Below are 22,172 nucleotides of genomic sequence, written 5' to 3' on the forward strand. Positions count from 1 at the left end.
GCGGCGGGGCCGAGCGGCTCGATGAGGCAGGATCAGTGCTGAAGGATCTTGCTCAGGAAGTGCTGGGTGCGTTCGTGACGGCCTTCGGGGTTGCCGAAGAAGTCTTCCTTCTGGCAATCCTCGATGATGTTGCCCTTGTCCATGAAGATCACGCGGTTGGCCACTTTGCGAGCAAAGCCCATTTCGTGGGTCACGCACATCATGGTCATGCCTTCGTGGGCAAGCTCGACCATCACGTCCAGCACTTCGTTGACCATCTCCGGGTCCAGGGCCGAAGTAGGCTCGTCGAACAGCATGACGATCGGGTCCATGGACAATGCGCGCGCGATGGCGACCCGTTGCTGCTGACCGCCGGACAACTGCCCGGGATGCTTCTTGGCGTGGGCACTCAAGCCGACGCGGTCGAGCAAGGCCAGGCCCTTCTTGGTGGCTTCGGCCTCACTGCGGCCCAGCACCTTGCGCTGGGCAATGGTCAGGTTTTCGGTGATGGTCAGGTGTGGGAACAGCTCGAAATGCTGGAAGACCATGCCCACGCGCGAGCGCAGCTTGGGCAGGTTGGTCTTGGCGTCGGCGATCGAAGTGCCGTCGACCACGATGTCGCCCTTCTGGAAAGGCTCCAGCGCGTTCACGCACTTGATCAGGGTGGACTTGCCCGACCCCGAGGGACCGCATACCACCACCACTTCACCTTTCTTGACCTCGGTGCTGCAGTCGGTCAGCACCTGGAAGTCCCCGTACCACTTGTTGACGTTCTTGATGGAAATCATACGGTGATCCTTTTTTGCAGGCGCTTGACCAGCCACGAAGCGGAGAAGCTGATGATGAAATACACGATGCCGGCGAAGATCAGGAACTCGTGGGAGCGCCCGATGATGTCGCCGTTGGAGCGTGCCGAGTTGAGGAAGTCGACCAGGCCTACCGTGTAGACCAAGGACGTGTCCTGGAACAGGATGATGCTCTGCTGCAGCAGCAACGGCGTCATCTTGCGGAAGGCCTGGGGCAGGATGATCAGGCGCATGGTCTGGCCATAGGTCATGCCCAACGCCTGGGCTGCGCCCATCTGGCCTTTGGAGATCGACTGCACACCGGCACGCACGATTTCGCAGAAGTAGGCCGCCTCGAACATCATGAAGGCGACCACGCAGGAGGTGAAGGCCCCCACCGGCGTATCCTGTCCAGTGATCCAGCGCAGCACGAACGGCACCGCCAGGTAGAACCAGGTGATCACCAGCAGCAGCGGGATCGAACGAAAATAGTTGACGTAGGCGCCGGCCAGCCTGGACAGCAGTTTATTCGACGACAGGCGCATCAGCGCCAGCAGGGTGCCCAGCACGATGCCGCCGATGACGCCCATCACCATCAATTGCAGGGTCATGGCCATGCCATCCCAGAGGGCGGGCAGGGCGGGGATGATTTCGCTGAAATCCAGGTCCATTTACTTGCCCCCCACAGAGATCAGGCCAGGTACGGCCACTTTCTTCTCGACGATACGCATGAGCAGCATCAGGCCCATGTTGAGGGTGAAATAGATCAACGTGGCCAAGGTGAACGCTTCGAACAGGTTCGCCGAGAACTCGGCAGTCTGCTTGGTTTGCGCCAGCAGCTCCATCAGGCCGATCAACGAAGCCACCGAGGAGTTCTTGAACACGTTCAGGAATTCGGAGGTAAGTGGCGGAATGATGATGCGGTAGGCCTGTGGCAGCAGCACGTTGGTGTAGATCTGCGGCAGGCTGAAACCCATCGCTCGCGCGGCGGCTTCCTGGCCACGGGGCAGGGCCTGGATGCCGGTGCGAACCTGTTCGCACACGCGCGCGGCGGTGAACAGGCCCAGGCACACGACCACACTGATCAAGGCCGACGTGGTCGGGTTCAAGTCCTGCTTGAACCATTCCTGCAGCCCCTCTGGCAGCAGGTCCGGCACCAGGAAGTACCAGATGAACAGCTGCACCAGCAAAGGCACGTTGCGGAACAGCTCGACGTATGCGGTTGCGATACCGGAAACGAGCCGGTTAGGCACGGTTCGCATCACGCCCAGGATCGACCCCAGCAGCAAGGCGATGATCCAGGCGGAAATGGCGATGGCGATGGTCCACCCCAGGCCGGTGATGTACCAGTCCAGATAGGTTTCGCTGCCCACGCCAGTGGACTTGAAGAATACGCCCCAGTCCCAGTTGTAATTCATCGGGATTTCCCCTCAGACGATTGTTTCACAGGCACCTTCCAGCATCCGAGGGCAAACTGCCCTCGGATGAAAGGTTAGACACTAACGGGGAGCCTGCCCGTTTAATTCGCGCCTTGCAGCGCGGCAGGCTCCAGGCTGGGGGTCAGGATTTCTTCTCGTCCGCCGCCTTGTCGGTCGGCTCGGCGATCAGCTTCTTGAGCTCGTCGCTCATTGGGAACTCCAGGTTCAAACCTTTAGGCGGGATTGGCTGCTGGAACCACTTGTCGTAGCTCTTGTTGACTTCACCGGACTTGAAGTAGCCAACGATCGCGTCATCCACGGCCTTCTTGAAGGGCTCATCACCCTTGCGCACCATGCAACCGTAGATTTCGTAGGATTGCGGCGTACCGGTGATGACCCAGTCCGACGGCTTGCGAGCTTTGGCCATTTCGCCAGCGAGCAGCGCGTCGTCCATCATGAAGGCCACAGCGCGACCGCTCTCGAGCATGTTGAAGGCTTCACCGTGGTCCTTGGCGGAGATCACGTTCATCTTCATCTGCTTGTCGGCGTTCATGGCCTTGAGGAGGCGTTCGGAGGTGGTGCCCGCGGTGGTCACCACGTTCTTGCCAGCCAGATCTGCGAAGTCCTTGTAGGCCGGCTGGCCGTCCTTGACCTTGGTCAGCAGACGGGTGCCAACTTCGAAGATACCCACCGAAAAGCTGACTTGCTGCTGGCGCTCGACGTTGTTGGTGGTGGAGCCGCACTCCAGGTCGACGGTGCCGTTCTGTACGAGCGGGATGCGGGTCTGGGAAGTGACCAGGTTGTAGCGGACCTTGATGTCGGTACCCAGTTGCTTCTTCAGGGCCTCGACGACGGCCAGCTGGATATCGTGGGAGTAGCCGACGGGCTCTGGCTTGCCGGCCAGGTAGGAAAACGGGATGGAGGAGTCGCGGTGGCCCAGGGTGATGGTGCCTGAATCCTTGATCTTCTTCAGGGTGCCGGTGAGTTCTTCGGCCATGGCCGGCGAAGCGATCACAGCAGCCGCGATGGCGGCGCCCAGCAATTGACGAACGATACGCATCAAATTTTCCTCGACGTGTTTGTTTTTTTTATGGAGCCGTTGGCGGACTCTTTCGTTCAACGGATACGGCAGCGGTTGCATCCGGTTGAATGGATATGAGCAGAAGTCGTGCCAAGGTCCGTGAAGCATGTTAGCCCCGCTGAAAGCAAGGGCGTTAGCCTTGTTCGACTAATTCGAGTTTTTCAGCAGGGTCGGAAATTCGAATTACCGTCATTTTTATGTTCGGTTATCCGAATGAGTGCTCACCATTGTGCACCTAGCCATATGTATATGTAACACCTGTCCATGACAGCTCGATGTTCTGCTGCGGCATTTCCCAGACCAGAGGAAGATCCGTGGCAGATAAAGCACTACCTCACGTTTCCGTTGATGCGCTCGTGGCGAGCGCGTTGCCGGCTTGGCTGACCAGCGCCGATCCAGACCTGCTCAGCACGTTCCATCGTGCGCTCGAGCTTGAACAGTTGTCCTGCGAGGCGGTCAAGGTGCGTCTGAAAACGTTGCCTGGGCTGCAGACCTTTGCCCGCCCATTGCTTCAGGAGGCGCTGCGAGCCATGGGCTTGGGCGAGGTGAATGTGGATACCGCTCGGGTGGTGGTGCACGACAGGGTTGCGATGCCCAGTGCCGCCCCTCGGCTGCACACACCCATGAAGGTGATTTACAGCAATGAATCGCTGTTGATGGCCGCGTTACACAACTTTCATGAAAGCGAGACCCATCCCGGCCTGCACCGGCGCGCTCAATTGCAAAAGGCAGACGGCACTGTACTGCCGCTTTCCTTCGAAGCGTTTGCTCGCCTCTGCCGGCAGCTGGATCTGGGCGGGCGGTACCAGCAGCAGCTGCATACGTGCCTGTTCCCCAAGGCGCGCCCCCCGGCACCCGCCGATTTTGGGCAGCGTGCAGTGGAACAGATTTTCGAGGAGCGCCTACGCGCGGCGCTTGATGTTGCAGTCAGGATGGCCAGGCTCAAAGGGCAGCTGACCGATCAAGACTACCTGACACTTCTGCCGCTGATAGCCCGCAAGCCGACGGTACCGGCCGTGGCTCAAATGTTCCAGGCGTTCGAGCTATTCGTCTTGGGCAAGCGCGTTCAGCGTTGCCTGGTCATTGAGCTTCGCGCGGCGGCAAATGGGCCCGTGCACGGCCTGATAAGCTGGTTTTCCAATGACCCGGCCGAGCCCATCGGGCGGCATGCGAACTGGACTGGATTGTACGAACACCTCGGCATGCGACTGCGTGAGCGTCGATATACACAGTACTTTGCCGGCTTGATTGCTCAGCGCGAGCGGCCTGCGTTTCTGGCCCAGCTGGCGCAGTTGAACAAAGCTTCGACTGGTCCTACACCGCTCGCCCTCGATGGTCGGCATTTCGCAATAGAAGGCTCTGTCTTTGCCTGCCTGCGCAAGCGCTTGCTCGATGCAATGATCGATGATGCCCGGGTACTTGCCGTTCCCACAGGCGACCTGACTCAACTTGAGCGGCACGAGCGCATCGACGCCTTGAAAGGGGCAGGGCTGGATGCGCTTACACTGGCCGCGCTGTTCGTCCCCGGCTTGGGCGAAGTTTTATTTGTTGCGGCTGCGGCGGACGTCGTGCGCGAAGTCTATGACGGTTACGAGGCTTGGCAGATAGGCGACAGGCAACAAGCGCTGGCGCATGTGTTCAATGTGGCCCAGGTCGTGGCCACGGGCGCGCTGCTGGGTGCTGCGCAGCCATTGTTCGGCGGCGCGCTCGAGCGCATCGGTTTGGTCGACGGCCTCACGCCGGTCATGGCCGGCAACAGGGGATTGCGGCTAAAAAAGATGCCGGCGTCGGCCCACTATCTAGAGCATCCGGGGGAATTGATACGCAGCTTTGGCGCCGATCTTGAGCAAGTGTCGGACTTGGACGCCAACGCGCTGGTGCATATCACCGGCCTGACGCCCGAACACTTGCGCAGCCTGCGGGTACACGAGGAACCGGCGCCAGCGCGGTTCAGAGAAGCGCAGGCACGGCACCTGCTGTATGGGCAGGGGCCGACATCAGAGCTGTTGGTCGAGCAAGCGCTGACGCATTCAGTGGGCGAGCCAGGCGTTGGCGTGGATACGCTCACTCGCGACTTCACCGGCCTGTCAGTGCCACTTGCGCAAGAAATCGTGGAATGCGCGACCACAGAACAACTTGAAACGCTGATGAGCGGCAAGGTCCCCCTGCCGCTTGCTGAGCGGGCGCGTTGGGCAGTGCGTGAAAGCCGCATCGATCGCGCGCTGTTGGGCTTCGAGCATGAGCAGGCCACCAACCTGGACACACTGCGCCTGGCGCTGGCGCTGATCGATGAAACATCGCCATGGCCTGTGTCGATGCGTATCGAGGTGCGCCTGGGTGAGGCCCAGGGCAAGCTCGTGGCCTCCCACGGCCCAGTTGACGCACAGCGCACCGAGGTGATCGTGCAGACCAGCGGAGGATATCAGTTGCAGGCACGTTCGATTCAGGCCGTGGATCAAGGACTGCTGGCGTGTTTGCTGCAGACCCTGGATGAAACCCAGAAAACCGCCTTCGGCGGTTCATCGGTTACGGCTGTCGAATTGGCGGAAAACCTGCTGCACAGGGCGGCTGTCGATCGGGGCAAAACGGCCCAGTCACTGGGCATGGTGGCTCTGGGTGGCCGATTCAACCCGCCTCGCCGACTTCAGGATGGTCGTATTGGTTACCCCCTCAGCGGGCGAGGGGAGAGCAGCCGGCAAGCACTACGCCGGGGCATACACCGCATCTACCCGACGCTGACCGAGAGCCAGATGGACGCCTACCTGGAGCAATTGACCGAGCGCGACGTGAATTTATGGGACCACTTGAGCGATCTCGAAGGGCGACTGGCACGTTTGCGTGAGTCCCTCGCCTCCTGGGAGAGCCAACGCAATGGTTTCATCGATGGGCGCCGCCGACGCAGGGTTGCCACCCAGATCCGCCGCGCTTGGCGACGCAAGACAGTTGCGTCCGGGAACGATGAGTATGTGCTGCGTATACAGGGCGAGCAGGTGGGCGCGCTACCTGACCTGCCTGACGACATCGATTTCAATCACGTGCGGCAATTGAGCCTGCGCAACTTGGCGCTTATCAACGTCAGCGACAACTTTCTCAAGCGCTTCCCGCACCTGCAGGTGCTCGATCTGCGCGGCAACCAGTTGACGCAGCTGCCGACTGGCCTCAGTGACCTGGAGCAGTTGCGGGTATTGCGGTTCGATGACAATCGAATCGTACTTCGACCTGACAGTGACACGGCACTGACCAGACTGACCCACCTTGAGTACATTAGCTTGAGCGGTAATCCGATCGGCAGAATACCGAACCTGTCTTCCCTACGTCATCTGCGTACGATTTCACTGCGCAACACAGGCCTGTTGAACATTCCGCAGCGCCATCAATTACTGTGGCGCGGCCTGATGGACATCCGGGAAAACCAGATTCGTGAGGTCAACGAGCATCTGCAGATGCTCGGAGAACACATCCAGCAAATGTCCCTGCACGACAATCCGTTGGACGAAGCCAGTCAGCAAGCACTCGCCACTGTAAACGAGGGCTCGCTCGCGCCGCGCACCCATGCCCAGGTGTCCATTGACGACGAGCTGCGAGACAGCTGGATTGGACCGGCCAAGCCAGACATTCGCCATCGATATGAAGGCATCTGGAACGCCTTGCTTGACGATGAGGGCTCGGCCGATCTCTTCCGGTTCCTTGCCGACTTTGCCGAATCTGACGATTTCCATGAACGCCCGCCATACTACCGCGCACGCATATGGCGCATTCTCGAATTGTGTGCTGAAAGTACGGATGTCCGCGAATCGGTCTACCTGCAGACCCAAGGCCCGCAGACCTGCGAAGACCGTTTGTTGCTACTGCTCAGTCAACTTGAGGTGAGAACGCTTATTGCCGTTCATACGGCTGGGGCGAGTGCCGGGCAGACTGAGCGCGAACTCCTGCGCCTTGGGCGTTCGCTGTATCGTCTGGACCAGGTGGACAGTATCGCCGCTCGGCATATCGAGCGTATGCGGCGCGATCCCTATGCGAGGGTGGATGACATCGAGGTGTACCTGGCTTACCGGGTCAATCTGGCGAACCGCTTGGGGTTACCGGCTCAACCAACTTACATGAATTACCCGGAATTCAGCGATGTCAGCAGTCGGCAGATCAGGCTGGCCGGAGAGCGGGTACTGGCGGGCGAGAGTTTGGATGTACTGGCCGCGGCACTGGCGCAACGCGAGTTCTGGCAGTCGTTTGTACGCAGTCATTACCGCGAACGTTTCGAGGCGCTGGCTGCACCGTTTCACCAACGGCTCGAAACCGCCGAGCGCACCGTCGGCGAACACGGGGAGCAGGTCTATCTTCAACAGGCTGCTGCCTTGAAGGCTGAGCTCGATGCGCACGAGCAGGCGCTTTACCACGAGCTGGCCGTCGAGGCCTACAGCCGCATGTGAGCATGTGCTGACAAGCGGCACATCTGGGTCAGGCAGCTTGACTGCGCTGCGTTGCCTTTTCCAGGTACTGGCTAAGGGTGTTCTGTTCGGCTTCGGTGGTGAACAGCCCAAGCTTGGTACGACGCCACAGGATATCTTCAAGGCTGGTAGCCCACTCATGCTCGCGCAGGTAATCCACCTCGCGGGCAAACAGCCCTGCACCGATGGCCTGACCCAGGTCCTGCGGGCCTTCAACGCCTGCCAGAAGCGTCCAGACGCGGCTGCCATAGGTGCGTGCCCAGCGCTGGGCAATGGCCGGGGCAAGCCAGGTATGCCGAGCAAGCAAGGCTTCTTCAAGTGCCTGCGGCGTGGTCATGTCCTCACCGCCCGGCAGGGTTGATTCGGCTGTCCAACTACCGCCCATCTGGCTGAAGAACGGCTTGAGTTCGGCCATGGCCGATTCGGCCAGCTTGCGGTAAGTGGTGAGCTTGCCACCGAAGACCGAGAGCAGGGGGGCTTCACCGTGGGCGGCCGACAGTGCCAAAGTGTAGTCGCGGGTAACGGCCGATGGGTTGTCCGATTCGTCATTGCACAGAGGGCGAACGCCTGCATAGGTGCTGAAAATGTCACTGCGCTGAAGCTGATGATTGAAGTGGGCGTTGACCACGTTGAGCAGGTAGTCGGTTTCCTGATCGGTGATCGCCACCTTGGCAGGATCGCCCGTGTATTCACGGTCGGTGGTGCCGATCAGTGTGAAACGATCAAGGTACGGAATGCAGAAAACGATGCGCTGGTCTTCGTTCTGCAGAATGTAGGCGTGCTCGCCTTCATACAGCCTAGGGACGATCAGATGACTCCCCTGGATCAGACGGATCCCATAAGGGGCGTCCAGTTTCAGGTCGTTCTTGATGAACTGCGCAACCCATGGGCCGGCGGCGTTCACCAGGCCCTTGGCACGCACCGTCCGGGTGCTGCCGTCGGCGTGTTGCACTTCCACTTCCCAGAGGGCGCCGACACGTTTGGCGCCCAGGCACAGCGTCTGGGTGTGAATGTGCGCGCCATGTTCACGGGCAGCCATGGCGTTGAGGACCACCAGGCGAGCATCATCGACCCAGCAGTCGGCATATTCGAAACCACGGGTGATGGCCGGCTTGAGCGCAGAGCCAGCGCCAAATCGCAGGCTGCGCGAGGCGCCCAGCCGCTTGCGCTTGCCCAGGTGGTCGTACAGGAACAGGCCAGCACGGATCATCCAGGCAGGGCGCAAATGGGGGCGATGGGGCAGCACGAAGCGCATGGGTTTGACGATGTGCGGTGCCTTGGCCAACAGGACTTCGCGTTCGGCCAGGGCCTCGCGTACCAGACGAAACTCGTAATGCTCGAGGTAGCGCAGACCTCCGTGAATCAGCTTGCTGCTGGCTGACGAGGTGTGCCTGGCCAGGTCGTCCTTTTCACACAGGAAGACTTTCAGGCCGCGGCCGGCTGCGTCGGCGGCGATGCCCACACCGTTGATGCCACCGCCTATCACCACCAGGTCATAGCAGTCGGCGACGGGAGCGCTGGTCGAATCGGGCTGGGACACAGGGAAGGCCTCCTGGAGCAGTTCGTATCGAAAGTGAACATTTATGTTCGTTTCCGAAAATACTAGCGCAAGCGCAGGCGACTCGCCAGTCCGTATTCATAGAAAATACTGATCAGGTGACAAGCAAATGAACATTAACGAAAAAGTCAGCGTGTGTCGGGCGCCTGTGCCACGCCCATGCTCACAGCGCCGGCGCCGACCTTCTAAACCACTTCGACACGTACCTTGTGGTCATTGAGCAGTTGGACCAGGGCAGGGGTCGGTGCCTGGTCAGTCACCAGGCAGTCGACCAGGCTGATGGCCCCCAGGCGCACCATGGCATTGCGCCCGAACTTGCTGGAGTCCGCAGCCAGAATCACCTGCCGAGCATTGGCGATGATCGCCTGGGACACGCGCACTTCCTGATAGTCGAAATCCAGCAGGCTCCCGTCTTCATCGATGCCGCTGATGCCGACCAGGGCGTAATCGACTTTGAACTGATTGATGAAGTCCACACTCGCCTGGCCTACGACACCGCCGTCACGGCGCACAGTGCCGCCCGCCACCAGCACCTCGAAGTCATCCTTGGCCGCCAGGATGGAGGCGACGTGCAGGTTGTTGGTGATGACCTTCAGTTGGCTGTGGTTGAGCAAAGCGCGGGCGATGGATTCGGTGGTGGTCCCGATATTGATGAACAGCGAGGCATGATCGGGGACCTGCCGCGCGACAGCCTCGGCGATGCGCTGCTTTTCATCACGCATCTGGTCGGCGCGCATGGCATAGGCGGTGTTTTCGACGCTTGAATCGTAGGCTGCGCCCCCGTGGTACCGGCGCAACAGGTCGAGCTCTGCCAGTTGGTTGATGTCGCGGCGGATCGTCTGCGGGGTAACGACGAACAGCTGCGCCATTTCCTCGATACTGACATAGCCGCGGTCGCGGACCAGTTCGAGGATTTGTTGTTGGCGTGGAGGCAAATTCATGGACGTCCTTCGGAGCAGCCTGACAAATGCTGCAATGATGCCGTAGGACGGGGATGACGACCAGCGTGGCGTCCGAAGGGTGGATCCGGCGCAGACCTGGGAGCGGACTGCGCCGTTGCCTAAAGCGATCAGGCGTCGTGATCTTCCCAATCGCGGGTGCGATCGACGGCTTTTTTCCAGCCGCCGTACAATTTCTCTTTCTGCGTTTCATCCAGTTGCGGGCTGAACTCCCGCTCGATGATCGCCTTGTTGCGCAGCTCGTCCAGACTGCTCCAGAAACCGCAAGCCAGGCCCGCCAGGTAGGCTGCACCCAGCGCCGTGGTTTCACGCATCTTGGGGCGCTCGACACACGTGCCGAGGATATCGGCCTGGAACTGCATGAGGAAATTGTTGGCCACGGCGCCGCCGTCGACGCGCAGTTCGGACAGGCGCTGGCCGCAGTCCTGCTGCATGGCATCGAGCACGTCGCGGGTCTGGTAGGCGATGGACTCCAATGCTGCGCGGATGATGTGATCCACCTTGACGCCACGGGTCAGGCCAAATAGCGCACCGCGGGCATAAGGGTCCCAGTAGGGGGCGCCGAGGCCGGTGAAGGCAGGCACCAGGTAGACGCCATTGCTGTCCTTTACCTTGCTGGCGAAGTACTCGGTATCCAACGCGTCATTGACGATCTTCAGCTCATCACGCAGCCACTGGACCGTCGAGCCACCGTTGAACACGGCCCCTTCCAGGGCATAGGCCACTTCACCGCGCGGGCCACAGGCAATGGTGGTCAGCAGGCCATGGGATGACGTGACGGCCTTGTCGCCCGTGTTCATCAACAGGAAGCAACCGGTGCCGTAGGTGTTCTTCGCCTGCCCCGGTTCCACGCACATCTGCCCGAACAGCGCCGATTGCTGGTCCCCGGCAATGCCGGCGATGGCGATGCCACTTTTGGTGTGCCCATAGACCTCGGAGGAGGAGCGCACTTCTGGCAGCATTTGCGCAGGAATGCCCAGGATGTCGAGCAGTTTTTCATCCCACTGCAGCGTGTGGATGTTGAACATGAGGGTTCGCGAGGCATTGGTGTAGTCGGTGACATGCACCTTGCCGCCGGAAAACTTCCAGATCAGCCAGGTATCGACGGTGCCGAACAGCAGCTCGCCACGTTCGGCGCGTTCCCGGGCGCCGTCGACATTGTCCAGGATCCACTTGAGCTTGGTACCGGAAAAGTACGGGTCGGTGACCAGGCCCGTGGTTTCACGAATGTAGTCCTCAAAGCCGTCGCGCTTGAGCTGGGCGCAGATTTCGGTGCTGCGCCGGCATTGCCAGACGATGGCATTGTACACCGGGCGGCCTGTTTCCTTGTCCCAGACGACGGTCGTCTCGCGCTGGTTGGTGATACCCAGGGCCGCGACCTGGGCATGGCTGATGCCAGCCTGGGCCAGTGCCTCGACCATGGTCGCACTCTGGGTGGCAAAGATTTCCATGGGGTCGTGCTCGACCCAGCCTGCCTGCGGATAATGCTGCACGAACTCACGCTGTGAGGTGCCGACCACATTGGCGTCACGGTCGAAGATGATCGCACGCGAACTGGTGGTGCCCTGGTCCAGGGCGATGATGTATTGCTTGTCCTGAGTGTCTGTCATGGTGTTGGCCTTGCAAAATAGGGGTCGTGGCGGGTCTGGCTGCCGTGCTCAACTGATTTGCGTATCGCCTTGGCGACCGTCGCCTGTCGCGGGCGTGGGCGCTGGTGCAGGCAGGTTGCGGGCAATCAAGCCACGATAGGTGGCAGCACCCAGGCAGGCGCCGATGATAGGGCCGAATATCGGCACCAGGAAGTAAGGCACATCCCGGCCGCCGGTAAAGGCGATTTCGCCCCAGCCTGCCAGGAACGTCATGATTTTCGGGCCCAGATCGCGTGCCGGGTTCATGGCAAAGCCGGTCAACGGCCCCATGGCACTGCCAATCACCGCGATCAGCAAGCCGATCAGCAGCGGCGCCATCGCGCCGCGTGGCAGGCCGTTGTTGTCGTCGGTCAGGGCCATGATGACGGCCATGAGGATCGCCGTGATGACCACCTCAACCAGCAGCGCTTGCGCCGTGGACAGGGAGGGGTGTGGGTAGGTCGAGAACACCGCCGCCAGTTCCAGGCTGGATTCACTACCGCGCAGCAGGGTGTGCGCTTGTTCGAAATCGAAGAACAGGCTGCTGTAGAGGGTGTAGACCAGTGCCGCGCCGCAGAAGGCACCGCACACTTGGGCTAGTATGTAGAAAGGCAGCTTGCGCCGCTCGAAGCCGGCGAACAGGGTCAGCGCGATGCTGACGGCAGGGTTCAGGTGGGCACCGGAGATCCCTGCGGTGAGGTAGATACTCATGCTGACCCCCACCCCCCAAATGATGCTGATTTCCCAGAGTCCGAAGCTTGCGCCTGCGACCTTGAGCGCGGCGACGCAGCCGGTACCGAAGAAGATCAGCAGCGCAGTACCGAGAAATTCGGCCAGGCACTGGCTGGACAGCGTGGGTTGGCCTTGGGCAATTGTCATGTATGACCTCGTTGTTTTTGTTGTGAGTCGCGTGGGGCTCGACAGCAAGGCCCGGACCTTCCGGATGGTCCTGGGCGGGTATGAGATGCACCGTGAAGGTGCACCCCCGGTATTCAGAAACGAAAAAATATAGACAAGAAACGCTGATGTCAAAGGTCGAAAGTGAACGGTCAGTCACGTTTTGGGCAACCGCCGCCAGCGTGACGCCCCTTTGTAGAGCGGGGCGCTTGGGCTTATTGGCTGGGATGTAGGAATTGACCTAAAGTAGCTGCCGATCTGTCTTACACCGGAACTTCGTATGACTCCCGCTCTGGATCTGTTGAAAAAGCATCACGCGCACTATCACGTTCACAGCTACGAGCATGATCCCAAGACAGCGTCCTATGGGTTGGAAGCTGCAGATAAGCTCGGCCTGGACCCACAGCAGGTGTTCAAGACGCTGCTGGCCTGTAGCGAAAAAGGAGAGCTGCTGGTGGCGGTGGTGCCTGTGGTGGGTACGCTCGATCTCAAGGCCTTGGCGCACGCGGCGGGCGTCAAAAAGTGCGAGATGGCCGATCCGGTCAAGGCGCAGCGAGCAACGGGTTACCTGGTAGGTGGGATCAGCCCCTTAGGGCAGAAGAAGCGTCTGCGCACCTTCATCGACGAGGCGGCGCAGCGTTTTGCGACCATCCATGTGAGTGCTGGACGACGTGGGCTGGAGGTAGAACTGGCGGCAACGACTTTGGCCGAGCATACTCAGGGCACCTTTGCCAGTATCGGCAGAACGTGATGCCAGCGCCCATTCACCCTCGCTACCCGCTCGGATCGAGCCGGTAGCGCGTCCGCTCAAGACGTAGCCCGGGCCTGGCGTCAGTTTGGCCCGCTGTGGCGACGAACCCCTGTTGCCTGCTGCACCGTCTGGGTAGCGATGCTACCTGGCACCGGGAACACCACCAGGTGGTCGGCTTTTACCGCAATGCCCACCTCTTCGCCTGGCTGGCGATCCACATGGCTGGTGAAGATCGCTTCGAGCTGGCTGCCGGTGGGGAGTTGCAGGCGATACAGCGTTGAGGCGCCTAGAAAGCTCTTGGCCACGATGACAGCGCGCAACGGGCTTTCGGGAGCGTGCACGATATCATCCGGGCGCAGCAACACATCCACCGAGCTGCCCTGCGCCATGCGATAGGCACGGTTGCCTCGCAGCTCGCCCAGTTCGGTGCTGACGGCTTCCACGCTGGTCATCTGGCCACGGATGAAATAGCCCTGGCCGATGAAACTGGCCACGAAAGGTGTCTGTGGCTCGTGGTACAGGTTGTAGGGCGTATCCCACTGCTCAAGCCGGCCCTCCTTGAACACCCCAACCTGGTCGCTGACAGCGAACGCTTCTTCCTGGTCATGGGTGACCAGAATGGCGCTGGTGCCGCGCTGCTTGAGGATGTCCCGCACCTCATGGCTGAGCCTGCGACGAAGCTCCACGTCAAGATTGGAAAATGGCTCGTCCAAAAGCAGCAATTGCGGCTCTGGGGCCAACGCCCGTGCCAGTGCGACCCGCTGCTGCTGGCCGCCGGACAACTCGTGGGGGTAACGGCCACCCAACCCACCTAACTTGACCAGGTCGAGCATCTCGTCGATGACCGCAGCTTGGCGTGGGTGCTTGGCGATACCGAAGGCGATGTTCTGCGCCACCGTCAGATGGGGGAACAGGGCGTAGTCCTGGAACACCATGCCGATGCGACGCTTCTCCGGCGCCAGGGTAAACCCCGCCTTGGAAATGACGTTGCCGGCCAGTTGGATTTCGCCTTCGTGCACCGACTCGAAACCCGCGATGGCGCGCAAGGTCGTGGTCTTGCCGCAGCCGGACGAGCCAAGCAGGCAGCCAATGTCGCCTGCATTCAGATGCAGATTCAGGTTCTGGACGATGCGCTGGTCGCCGTAGCCGCAGGCAAGGTTGCGCAGGTTGAGCAGTAGAGGTTGACTCATGCGTGGTGGTAAGCCGGTTCGACGAGAAATTCGAGAAGTGCCTTTTGTGCATGCAGACGGTTCTCAGCTTGATCCCAGGCGACCGAACGGGGGTCATCGAGCAGATCATGGCTGATTTCCTCGCCGCGGTGGGCGGGTAGGCAATGCATGAACAAGACGTCAGGTGCTGCCAGGTCGAGCATGTCGCGGGTGACCTGGTACGGCGCGAAATGCGCCAGGCGACGAGCAGTTTCCTCTTCCTGACCCATGGAAGTCCAGACATCGGTGGTCACCAGGTGGGCGCCTTTTACCGCTTCGCGGGGATCGCGCACGATCTGCACGTGCTCAGCGCCGATGGCCTTGAACCGGGGATCGGGCTCATACCCCTCGGGGCAGGCGATGCGCAGCTGGAAACCGAACTGCCGGGCCGCTTCGATGTAGGAGTTGCACATGTTGAAGCCATCGCCAATCCAGGCGACGGTCTTGCCTTCGATCGCCCCCCGGTGCTCGAGAAACGTCTGCATGTCGGCCAGAAGCTGACACGGGTGCGACTCGTCCGACAGGGCATTGATCACCGGTACGCGGGACTTGGCGGCAAAGTCAGTCAGGGTGCTGTGGGCGTGGGTCCGTATCATCACCACGTCGAGCATGCTCGACAAGACGATGGCGCTGTCGCCGATTGGCTCGCCTCGCCCCAGCTGGGTGTCGCGTGGGGACAGGAAGATGGCCTGGCCGCCAAGCTGGATCATCCCGGCTTCGAAGGACACGCGGGTGCGGGTCGACGATTTTTCGAAGATCATGCCCAGCACACGGCTTTTGAGCGGCTCGAACAGCACGCCGCGCTTGCGCAGGTCCTTCAGCTCGATGCCGCGGCGGATCACCCCGAGCAATTCGTCGGTGGTGAAGTCCAGCAGGGAGAGAAAGTGCCTAGCGCTCATGATTGACTACCTTATCTGCAACAGTATGCAGGCCGACCGTGCGGTTTTTTTGACAACGGCGGTGACCTGCGGCGTAAGCCGCACGGGGCGGACGAATAGGGAAAGGCGCAATACTATAATTAAATGTCGCCTGAAACCAAGGGGTGAAACCACTTGGTGCCCCCGGCGCTGTTGCAAGGGGTTTCGCAGGGCACTGTATTGCTGTGTTTTATTTGCTACGGCTGTTTGTACACGGCTTGAGGGTGCATTGGCAAACGAGCTGGGTCTGCCGTGTGGGTGATAAAGGCCAATTCACACCACGAAGCACGCTGGCCCCTGCGCAGGGCACAGTTCATAGTCGAGCCATCAAGACAACGAGGCATGCGGCCATGACCCGTACCCTGCACCACCGCGCCTGTCACCTGTGTGAAGCCATTTGTGGTTTGAACATCGTGGTGAGCCACGCGCCTGGCGAACCTGCCAGGATCGAGTCCATCAAGGGCGACCCTCAGGACCCTTTCAGCCGGGGGCATGTCTGCCCCAAGGCGGTGGCGCTGCAGGATATCCAGAATGATCCTGATCGGCTGCGCCAACCCCACCGGCGCGTGGGAGAGCAGTGGCAGGCGATTGGGTGGGAGGAGGCATTTGACCTCGCCGCCGAGCGCCTGTGGGACGTGCAGCAGGCCCACGGCAACAATGCGGTTGCCGTGTATCAAGGCAACCCGAGTGTGCACAACTATGGGTTGATGACCCATGGCAACTACTTTTTAGGGCTGTTGAAAACCCGCAATCGCTTTTCTGCCACGTCTGTGGACCAACTGCCTCAGCACCTGATCAGCCACCTGATGTATGGCCATGGGCTGCTCTTGCCGATTCCGGACATCGATCACACGGACTTCATGCTGGTGCTGGGCGGCAACCCGTTGGCCTCCAACGGCAGCATCATGACTGTCCCCGATGTGGAGAAACGCCTCAAGGCCTTGCAAGCCAGGGGTGGACGTCTGGTGGTGATCGACCCGCGGCGCACTGAAACTGCGGCGATCGCAGACAGTCATCTATTCATTCGCCCCGGCGGCGACGCGGCCTTGCTGTGCGGGCTGCTCAACACGTTGTTCGAAGAAGGCCTGACGCGCGGCTCGCATCTGCCGATTACAGGGCTGACCGATGTCCGCGCCGCCCTGGCTCCCATGACAGCCGAGGCCATGAGCAGCCTGTGCGGCATCCCGGCGCAGGACATTCGTCAGTTGGCGCGTGATTTCGCCGCGGCGGACAAGGCGGTCTGTTACGGCCGCATGGGGGTATCGACCCAGGTGTTCGGCACCCTCTGTCACTGGCTGGTACAGATGATCAACCTGGTCACCGGTAACCTTGATCGCAAGGGCGGGGCACTGTGTACCGAACCTGCGGTGGACGTGGTGGCGAGCACGTCGGGTGGTCACTTCAACGTCTGGCAGAGTCGGGTGTCCGGCCTGCCCGAATATGCCGGGGAACTGCCGGTAGTGGCGCTTGCCGAGGAGATGCTGACCCCGGGTGAGGGGCAGGTCCGGGCTTTGGTCACGGTCGCGGGCAATCCCGTGCTGTCCACGCCCAACGGGCGGCAATTGGACAGCGCACTGTCGGGGCTCGATTTCATGCTCAGCATCGACCTATACATCAACGAAACCACGCGCCATGCCGATCTGATCCTGCCATCGACTTCAGCCCTGGAAAACGATCACTACGACACCACCTTCAACTTGCTGGCAGTTCGCAATGTGAGCCGGTTCAACCGAGCGATTCTGCCCAGGCCCGATGGCGCCCTGCACGACTGGGAAATCTTCGTCGGCCTGGCCAAGGCGTATGCGCGACGCGCCGGGCGTGAACTGTCGCCGACCGTAGCGCCAGCGCAGATGATCGACAAAGCCTTGCGCAGCGGGCGTTATGGGCAGGCGACGCCCTGGCAGCTGTCACTCCAGACCCTAGATGCACACCCGCACGGGTTGGACCTGGGCCCCTTGCAGGCCAACCTTGCACATCGCCTGGGCACTGCGAGCAAAACCGTCGAGGCAGCGCCGCGCCTGCTGCTTGATGATCTACAGCGTCTGGCCCGGCAGGCGCCGCCAGAAACCGGGCAACTGCTGCTCATCGGGCGGCGGCACGTACGCAGCAACAATTCCTGGATGCACAATTATCACAGGCTGGTGAAAGGTAAACCGCGCCATCACTTGTTGATGCACCCTGATGACCTGCGTCAGCGCCAACTGCAGGATGGCCAGCAGGTCAGGGTGCGCTCGCGAGCAGGGGCGGTGCAGGTGCAGGTGCAGGCATGCGAAAGCATGATGCCCGGGGTGGTAAGCCTGCCCCATGGCTTCGGGCATGACCGTCAGGGTGTGCGCCTTCAGACTGCCCAGGCGCAGCCCGGCGTCAGCGCCAATGATCTTACTGACGAGCTGCTGCGTGACTCGGTCTGTGGCAATGCTGCGCTCAACGGCGTTCCGGTGTACGTCGAAGCCGCTTGAGCCTTGGCAAGGCCGAGCATGCTGCTCGGCTTTCCGTTACAATGCGTCACCGTGCCGACGCCCGTGTCGGAAAGTCAAGCCGAGGTGCTACATGGATATCATCGAAACGATCAAAGAGCAGATTGCCAACAACACCATTCTGCTTTACATGAAGGGCTCGCCGAATGCGCCGCAGTGCGGCTTTTCGGCCCGTGCCTCCCAGGCAGTGATGGGTTGCGGCGAGAAGTTCGCCTACGTCGACATCCTGCAGAACCCGGAAATCCGCGCCAACCTGCCCAAATATGCCAACTGGCCAACCTTCCCCCAGCTGTGGGTCGGTGGTGAGCTGGTCGGTGGCAGCGACATCGTGCTGGAAATGTTCGAAAAGGGTGAGCTGCAGACCCTGATCAAGGATGCCGCCGCCAAGGCGAAGGCTGCCGAAGCGTAAACACTGCGCTCATAAAAAAACCCGCCATTGGCGGGTTTTTTTGTAGGGGCGTCTTATTCTTCGCCCATCTGCGACTGCAGGTAATTTTCGATACCGATCTTGTCGATCAAGCCCAGCTGGGTTTCCAGCCAGTCGATATGCTCTTCTTCGGACTCCAGAATATCTTCGAGGACGTCACGCGAACCAAAGTCACCCGCTGTTTCGCAGTGGGCAATGGCCGCCTTCAGGTCGATCAGGCCTTTCTGCTCGATTCGCAGGTCGCATTCGAGCATCTCCTTGGTGTGCTCGCCAATCAGCAGCTTGCCCAGGTCCTGAACGTTAGGGATACCTTCGAGAAACAGAATACGCTTGATCAATTTGTCAGCGTGCTTCATTTCGTCGATGGATTCTTTGTACTCGTGCTTGCCGAGCTTGTTCAGGCCCCAATCTTCGTACATGCGGGCATGCAGGAAGTACTGGTTGATTGCGACCAGCTCGTTTCCGAGGATCTTGTTGAGATGCTGGATGACGCTGATGTCGCCTTTCATTGGGGTTCCTGCCCTGTCGAAGTGTGCCAATGCAGGGAAGTTTGAGCCTGATGCTCAGGCCTGTCAAACCTAAGTAATTGAATAATAAATGAAAATTAATAGGAATAAGAATGTTTGTGAACCGCGTTGGCGCGCTAACTTGTTGAATTAAAGCGAAAAAAAACCGGACACAGGGTCCGGTTTTTGTCAATCTGGGTATCAGGCAGTGGTGAATTCCACCGGATAGGGCAGGGCGGCCTGGCTGACCTGAAGTTTGGTCAGTGTCTCGCGCACCACTTCCTTGGCCAGGCAAGCGCACTTGCCACACTGGCTGGCGACATTGGTGGCGGCTCGGACTTCCTTGTAGCTGCAGCATCCTTCATAGATCGCATCGCGGATCTGTCCGTCGGTGACGCCGACACAAAGACACACATACATAGGGCTGACCATCGCTGGCGGGTTCGATGGGTTGGAGCTTAATGTGAATGAGAATGCTTGTCAAAGTGGTTTCAGAAGGCATTCGGCCCGGCTGACCAGCGGTCGTGCGCTCAGCATTCGGCCTGCCATCGTAACCTGTGTATGATGGTCAACCTTTGCTGCATGTCGGGTCGGCGACTCGGCCTGGCAATGGTTCTTCACTCACATCAGGAGATAACAATGAGCGTACTCGTTGGCAAGAAAGCCCCCGATTTTACCGTACCTGCCGTACTGGGCAGCGGCGAGATCGTCGACAGCTTCAACCTGGCCTCGGCCATCAAGGGCAAGTACGGCCTGGTGTTCTTCTACCCGCTGGACTTCACCTTCGTTTGCCCGTCCGAGCTGATTGCCCTGGACAACCGCATTCCTGACTTCCAGGCGCGCAACGTAGAAGTGATCGGCGTATCGATCGACTCGCACTTCACCCACAACGCATGGCGCAACACCCCCGTCAACAATGGCGGCATCGGCCCGGTCAAGTACACCCTGGCTGCCGACATGACCCATGAAATCTGCAAGGCCTACGACGTGGAGTCCGAAGGCGGCGTGGCCTTCCGTGGCGCCTTCCTGATCGACACCAACGGTGTCGTGCGCTCGCAGATCATCAACGATCTGCCGCTGGGCCGTAACATGGACGAGCTGCTGCGCCTGGTCGACGCCCTGCAGTTCCACGAAGAGCACGGCGAAGTCTGCCCTGCCAACTGGAAAAAAGGCGACAAGGGCATGAACGCATCGCCAGAAGGCGTTGCTGCCTACCTGAGCGAGAACGCCGGCAAGCTGTAAGCCCGCGTCGCGCACAAAAAAACCGGCCCTCATGGCCGGTTTTTTTTTGGCCAGCCGCATGGGGCTGACCTGAACCTGGAACGCGCGGATCAATCCTGGCGCCAGCCGCCCATGTCTTTCCAGCGATTGACGATACCGCAGAACAGCTCAGCCGTTTTTTCGGTGTCGTAGCGCGCCGAGTGGGCCTCGCGACCATCGAAATCGATGTCGGCGCTCTGGCAGGCGCGAGCCAGTACGGTTTGCCCATAAGCGAGCCCTGCCAGGGTGGCCGTGTCGAAGCTTGAGAACGGGTGGAACGGGTTACGCTTGAGGTCGTTGCGCGCTACCGCCGCGTTGAGGAAACCCAAATCGAAACTGCTGTTGTGGCCCACCAGAATGGCGCGCTTGCAGCCATTGGCCTTGAGCGCCTTGCGGATGCCTCGGAAGATATCCGTCAGGGCCGTTTCCTCGCTTACTGCCATGCGCAACGGATGGTCGAGCTTGATGCCGGTGAACTCCAGCGCGGCAGCCTCGATGTTGGCGCCTTCGAAGGGCTCCACCCGGTGAAAATAGGTATGTTCGGGGAACAGGAAACCCTTTTCGTCCATGCCAATGGTGACGGCAGCAATTTCCAGCAAGGCGTCAGTGGCGCTGTTGAAGCCGCCAGTCTCCACATCCACCACCACTGGCAGGTAACCCCGGAAGCGTTCTGCCATCGGATGGCGGTGACCACCGCTGCCGGAGGATTCAAGTTCGTCTTCGTACAGGTCTTCGCTCACGCGTGTTCCTCCAGCAGGCGCCAGCGCAGTGTTTCCCCGGCGCGCAGCGGGATCACGGTTTGCTCACCGAAGGGCAGGCTCTCTGGGGCCGTCCACTGATCACGAACCAGGGTAATGGTGTCGGTGTTGGCCGGCAGGCCGTAGAACGCAGGGCCGTGCAGGCTGGCAAAGCCTTCGAGCTTGTCCAGCGCGTTGCGTTGTTCGAACGCCTCTGCATAGAGTTCGATGGCCGCGTACGCGGTATAGCAGCCAGCGCACCCACACGCCGCTTCCTTGGCGTGGCGGGCGTGAGGAGCCGAGTCGGTGCCGAGGAAGAATTTCGGGTTACCGCTGGTGGCGGCGTCGAGCAACGCCACCTGATGCGTGTTGCGCTTGAGAATGGGCAGGCAATAGAAATGGGGTCGTATTCCGCCCACCAGCATATGGTTGCGGTTGTACAGCAAGTGCTGCGCCGTGATGGTGGCGCCAACGTTGGCCGAAGCTTCGGTCACGAACTGGGCCGCATCGCTGGTGGTAATGTGCTCGAAGACTACCTTGAGCGTGGGGAAACGCTCGACCAGGCGGCGCATGTGCTCATCGATGAAGCGCTTTTCACGGTCGAACACGTCGATCTCGCTGCGCGTGACTTCGCCGTGCACCAGCAACGGCATGCCGACTTCAGCCAGCGCCTCGATAGCGGGGAAGATGTTGTCGATGCTGGTCACACCAGAATCGGAATTGGTGGTGGCGCCTGCCGGGTAGAGCTTGGCGGCATGCACGATACCGCTGGCCTTGGCATCTCGGATGTCTTGCGCGCTGGTGCGGTCGGTGAGATACAGCACCATCAACGGCTCAAACCGACTGCCAGCCGGGCGAGCAGCCAGGATACGGTCACGATAGGCCCCGGCTTCGGCGGCATTGCGCACCGGCGGCACCAGGTTGGGCATGATGATGGCACGGGCGAAAGTGCGCGCCACATCACCAACGGTGTGGGGCAGGACGGCACCATCACGCAGATGGATGTGCCAGTCGTCGGGGCGCAGGAGGGTCAGGCGATCGGACATTGAGGATTCCAGGCGGGTCGAACTCAAGCCGCAATGCTACCGGAAAAGCCCCTCCAGAGCACAGGTATCAAGTTTTCCCGCGACTGCCCGATA

The 22,172-nt window shown here is 60.5% G+C and carries 19 protein-coding genes; 5 read left to right on the forward strand and 14 right to left on the reverse strand.

Features of this window, described 5'->3' with window-relative positions; all coding sequences use genetic code 11:
- Positions 1 to 32: 32 nt before the first annotated feature.
- From B2S33_RS10475 to B2S33_RS10490, 4 genes are all read right to left on the reverse strand, one after another.
- Positions 33 to 767, reverse strand: coding sequence for an amino acid ABC transporter ATP-binding protein (locus B2S33_RS10475; RefSeq protein WP_027915362.1), 735 nt, complete (start codon positions 765 to 767; stop codon positions 33 to 35).
- The gene (locus B2S33_RS10480) at positions 764 to 1,435 is read right to left on the reverse strand and encodes an amino acid ABC transporter permease (RefSeq protein ID WP_027915361.1); all 672 of its coding nucleotides are present in this window, start codon (positions 1,433 to 1,435) and stop codon (positions 764 to 766) included. Before B2S33_RS10480 ends, B2S33_RS10475 begins: the two co-directional genes overlap by 4 nt.
- Positions 1,436 to 2,182, reverse strand: a complete 747-nt coding sequence (locus B2S33_RS10485) for an amino acid ABC transporter permease (RefSeq protein ID WP_023535216.1) — start codon at positions 2,180 to 2,182, stop codon at positions 1,436 to 1,438.
- Positions 2,183 to 2,324: 142 nt separating this feature from the next.
- The gene (locus B2S33_RS10490) at positions 2,325 to 3,242 is read right to left on the reverse strand and encodes a glutamate/aspartate ABC transporter substrate-binding protein (protein ID WP_104925882.1); all 918 of its coding nucleotides are present in this window, start codon (positions 3,240 to 3,242) and stop codon (positions 2,325 to 2,327) included.
- Between the two features lie 335 nt (positions 3,243 to 3,577).
- On the opposite strand from B2S33_RS10490, the gene B2S33_RS10495 reads away from it, so the two are divergent.
- The gene (locus B2S33_RS10495; protein ID WP_288650232.1) at positions 3,578 to 7,690 is read left to right on the forward strand and encodes an NEL-type E3 ubiquitin ligase domain-containing protein; all 4,113 of its coding nucleotides are present in this window, start codon (positions 3,578 to 3,580) and stop codon (positions 7,688 to 7,690) included.
- A 28-nt stretch (positions 7,691 to 7,718) separates the two neighbouring features.
- Here the strand turns inward: B2S33_RS10495 and glpD are convergent, their stop codons facing one another.
- The 4 genes from glpD to B2S33_RS10515 all read right to left on the reverse strand — a co-directional run bounded on the left by glpD (position 7,719) and on the right by B2S33_RS10515 (position 12,732).
- On the reverse strand, positions 7,719 to 9,248 hold the full coding sequence (gene glpD, locus B2S33_RS10500; RefSeq protein WP_028687589.1) for a glycerol-3-phosphate dehydrogenase: 1,530 nt from the start codon (positions 9,246 to 9,248) through the stop codon (positions 7,719 to 7,721).
- Positions 9,249 to 9,451: 203 nt separating this feature from the next.
- Positions 9,452 to 10,207: a DeoR/GlpR family transcriptional regulator gene (locus tag B2S33_RS10505; protein WP_027915357.1), complete on the reverse strand. Its 756-nt coding sequence runs from the start codon at positions 10,205 to 10,207 to the stop codon at positions 9,452 to 9,454.
- Positions 10,208 to 10,335: 128 nt separating this feature from the next.
- Positions 10,336 to 11,835, reverse strand: coding sequence for a glycerol kinase GlpK (gene glpK / locus B2S33_RS10510; protein ID WP_027915356.1), 1,500 nt, complete (start codon positions 11,833 to 11,835; stop codon positions 10,336 to 10,338).
- Positions 11,836 to 11,883: 48 nt separating this feature from the next.
- The gene (locus B2S33_RS10515; RefSeq protein WP_027915355.1) at positions 11,884 to 12,732 is read right to left on the reverse strand and encodes an MIP/aquaporin family protein; all 849 of its coding nucleotides are present in this window, start codon (positions 12,730 to 12,732) and stop codon (positions 11,884 to 11,886) included.
- Positions 12,733 to 13,030: 298 nt separating this feature from the next.
- Between B2S33_RS10515 and ybaK the strand changes: the two genes are divergently transcribed.
- Complete coding sequence (gene ybaK / locus B2S33_RS10520; protein WP_049696464.1) at positions 13,031 to 13,501, forward strand: Cys-tRNA(Pro) deacylase; 471 nt, start codon at positions 13,031 to 13,033, stop codon at positions 13,499 to 13,501.
- 80 nt (positions 13,502 to 13,581) lie between these two features.
- Here ybaK and B2S33_RS10525 read toward each other — a convergent pair whose 3' ends face one another.
- Both B2S33_RS10525 and argF read right to left on the reverse strand, forming a co-directional pair.
- Complete coding sequence (locus B2S33_RS10525; protein ID WP_027915353.1) at positions 13,582 to 14,691, reverse strand: ABC transporter ATP-binding protein; 1,110 nt, start codon at positions 14,689 to 14,691, stop codon at positions 13,582 to 13,584.
- Complete coding sequence (argF, locus tag B2S33_RS10530) at positions 14,688 to 15,608, reverse strand: ornithine carbamoyltransferase (protein WP_242810160.1); 921 nt, start codon at positions 15,606 to 15,608, stop codon at positions 14,688 to 14,690. Before argF ends, B2S33_RS10525 begins: the two co-directional genes overlap by 4 nt.
- 368 nt (positions 15,609 to 15,976) lie before the next feature.
- On the opposite strand from argF, the gene B2S33_RS10535 reads away from it, so the two are divergent.
- Both B2S33_RS10535 and grxD read left to right on the forward strand, forming a co-directional pair.
- On the forward strand, positions 15,977 to 18,085 hold the full coding sequence (locus B2S33_RS10535; RefSeq protein ID WP_088523546.1) for a molybdopterin-dependent oxidoreductase: 2,109 nt from the start codon (positions 15,977 to 15,979) through the stop codon (positions 18,083 to 18,085).
- Between the two features lie 91 nt (positions 18,086 to 18,176).
- Positions 18,177 to 18,512 carry a Grx4 family monothiol glutaredoxin gene (gene grxD / locus B2S33_RS10540; RefSeq protein WP_023535214.1) on the forward strand — a complete coding sequence of 112 codons (336 nt, stop codon included), beginning with the start codon at positions 18,177 to 18,179 and terminating at the stop codon, positions 18,510 to 18,512.
- Positions 18,513 to 18,565: 53 nt separating this feature from the next.
- Here the strand turns inward: grxD and bfr are convergent, their stop codons facing one another.
- Both bfr and B2S33_RS10550 read right to left on the reverse strand, forming a co-directional pair.
- A complete protein-coding gene (bfr, locus tag B2S33_RS10545) occupies positions 18,566 to 19,039 on the reverse strand; it encodes a bacterioferritin (protein WP_058605176.1) in 474 nt (157 codons plus the stop codon).
- Positions 19,040 to 19,237: 198 nt separating this feature from the next.
- The gene (locus tag B2S33_RS10550) at positions 19,238 to 19,456 is read right to left on the reverse strand and encodes a bacterioferritin-associated ferredoxin (RefSeq protein WP_027915349.1); all 219 of its coding nucleotides are present in this window, start codon (positions 19,454 to 19,456) and stop codon (positions 19,238 to 19,240) included.
- Between the two features lie 219 nt (positions 19,457 to 19,675).
- Here B2S33_RS10550 and B2S33_RS10555 point away from each other — a divergent pair, with 219 nt between their 5' ends.
- Positions 19,676 to 20,278: a peroxiredoxin gene (locus tag B2S33_RS10555; protein ID WP_023535284.1), complete on the forward strand. Its 603-nt coding sequence runs from the start codon at positions 19,676 to 19,678 to the stop codon at positions 20,276 to 20,278.
- Positions 20,279 to 20,367: 89 nt separating this feature from the next.
- Here B2S33_RS10555 and rnt read toward each other — a convergent pair whose 3' ends face one another.
- Together rnt and pyrC are read right to left on the reverse strand one after the other, a co-directional pair.
- Positions 20,368 to 21,036, reverse strand: coding sequence for a ribonuclease T (gene rnt, locus B2S33_RS10560; RefSeq protein WP_027915348.1), 669 nt, complete (start codon positions 21,034 to 21,036; stop codon positions 20,368 to 20,370).
- Positions 21,033 to 22,079: a dihydroorotase gene (pyrC, locus tag B2S33_RS10565; RefSeq protein ID WP_027915347.1), complete on the reverse strand. Its 1,047-nt coding sequence runs from the start codon at positions 22,077 to 22,079 to the stop codon at positions 21,033 to 21,035. Before pyrC ends, rnt begins: the two co-directional genes overlap by 4 nt.
- Positions 22,080 to 22,172 lie beyond the last annotated feature (93 nt).

The organism is Pseudomonas sp. UBA5568, assembly GCF_002425525.1.
GTDB classification, from domain to species: Bacteria; Pseudomonadota; Gammaproteobacteria; order Pseudomonadales; family Pseudomonadaceae; genus Aquipseudomonas; species Aquipseudomonas fulva.

What these genes read in the sequence shown, in the direction of transcription:
- B2S33_RS10475 (WP_027915362.1), bottom strand. Translation starts at nt 767, where the DNA reads ATGATTTCCATCAAGAACGTCAACAAGTGGTACGGGGACTTCCAGGTG.
- B2S33_RS10480 (WP_027915361.1), bottom strand. Translation starts at nt 1,435, where the DNA reads ATGGACCTGGATTTCAGCGAAATCATCCCCGCCCTGCCCGCCCTCTGG.
- B2S33_RS10485 (WP_023535216.1), bottom strand. Translation starts at nt 2,182, where the DNA reads ATGAATTACAACTGGGACTGGGGCGTATTCTTCAAGTCCACTGGCGTG.
- B2S33_RS10490 (WP_104925882.1), bottom strand. Translation starts at nt 3,242, where the DNA reads ATGCGTATCGTTCGTCAATTGCTGGGCGCCGCCATCGCGGCTGCTGTG.
- B2S33_RS10505 (WP_027915357.1), bottom strand. Translation starts at nt 10,207, where the DNA reads ATGAATTTGCCTCCACGCCAACAACAAATCCTCGAACTGGTCCGCGAC.
- glpK (WP_027915356.1), bottom strand. Translation starts at nt 11,835, where the DNA reads ATGACAGACACTCAGGACAAGCAATACATCATCGCCCTGGACCAGGGC.
- B2S33_RS10515 (WP_027915355.1), bottom strand. Translation starts at nt 12,732, where the DNA reads ATGACAATTGCCCAAGGCCAACCCACGCTGTCCAGCCAGTGCCTGGCC.
- ybaK (WP_049696464.1), top strand. Translation starts at nt 13,031, where the DNA reads ATGACTCCCGCTCTGGATCTGTTGAAAAAGCATCACGCGCACTATCAC.
- B2S33_RS10525 (WP_027915353.1), bottom strand. Translation starts at nt 14,691, where the DNA reads ATGAGTCAACCTCTACTGCTCAACCTGCGCAACCTTGCCTGCGGCTAC.
- argF (WP_242810160.1), bottom strand. Translation starts at nt 15,608, where the DNA reads ATGAGCGCTAGGCACTTTCTCTCCCTGCTGGACTTCACCACCGACGAA.
- B2S33_RS10535 (WP_088523546.1), top strand. Translation starts at nt 15,977, where the DNA reads ATGACCCGTACCCTGCACCACCGCGCCTGTCACCTGTGTGAAGCCATT.
- grxD (WP_023535214.1), top strand. Translation starts at nt 18,177, where the DNA reads ATGGATATCATCGAAACGATCAAAGAGCAGATTGCCAACAACACCATT.
- bfr (WP_058605176.1), bottom strand. Translation starts at nt 19,039, where the DNA reads ATGAAAGGCGACATCAGCGTCATCCAGCATCTCAACAAGATCCTCGGA.
- B2S33_RS10550 (WP_027915349.1), bottom strand. Translation starts at nt 19,456, where the DNA reads ATGTATGTGTGTCTTTGTGTCGGCGTCACCGACGGACAGATCCGCGAT.
- B2S33_RS10555 (WP_023535284.1), top strand. Translation starts at nt 19,676, where the DNA reads ATGAGCGTACTCGTTGGCAAGAAAGCCCCCGATTTTACCGTACCTGCC.
- pyrC (WP_027915347.1), bottom strand. Translation starts at nt 22,079, where the DNA reads ATGTCCGATCGCCTGACCCTCCTGCGCCCCGACGACTGGCACATCCAT.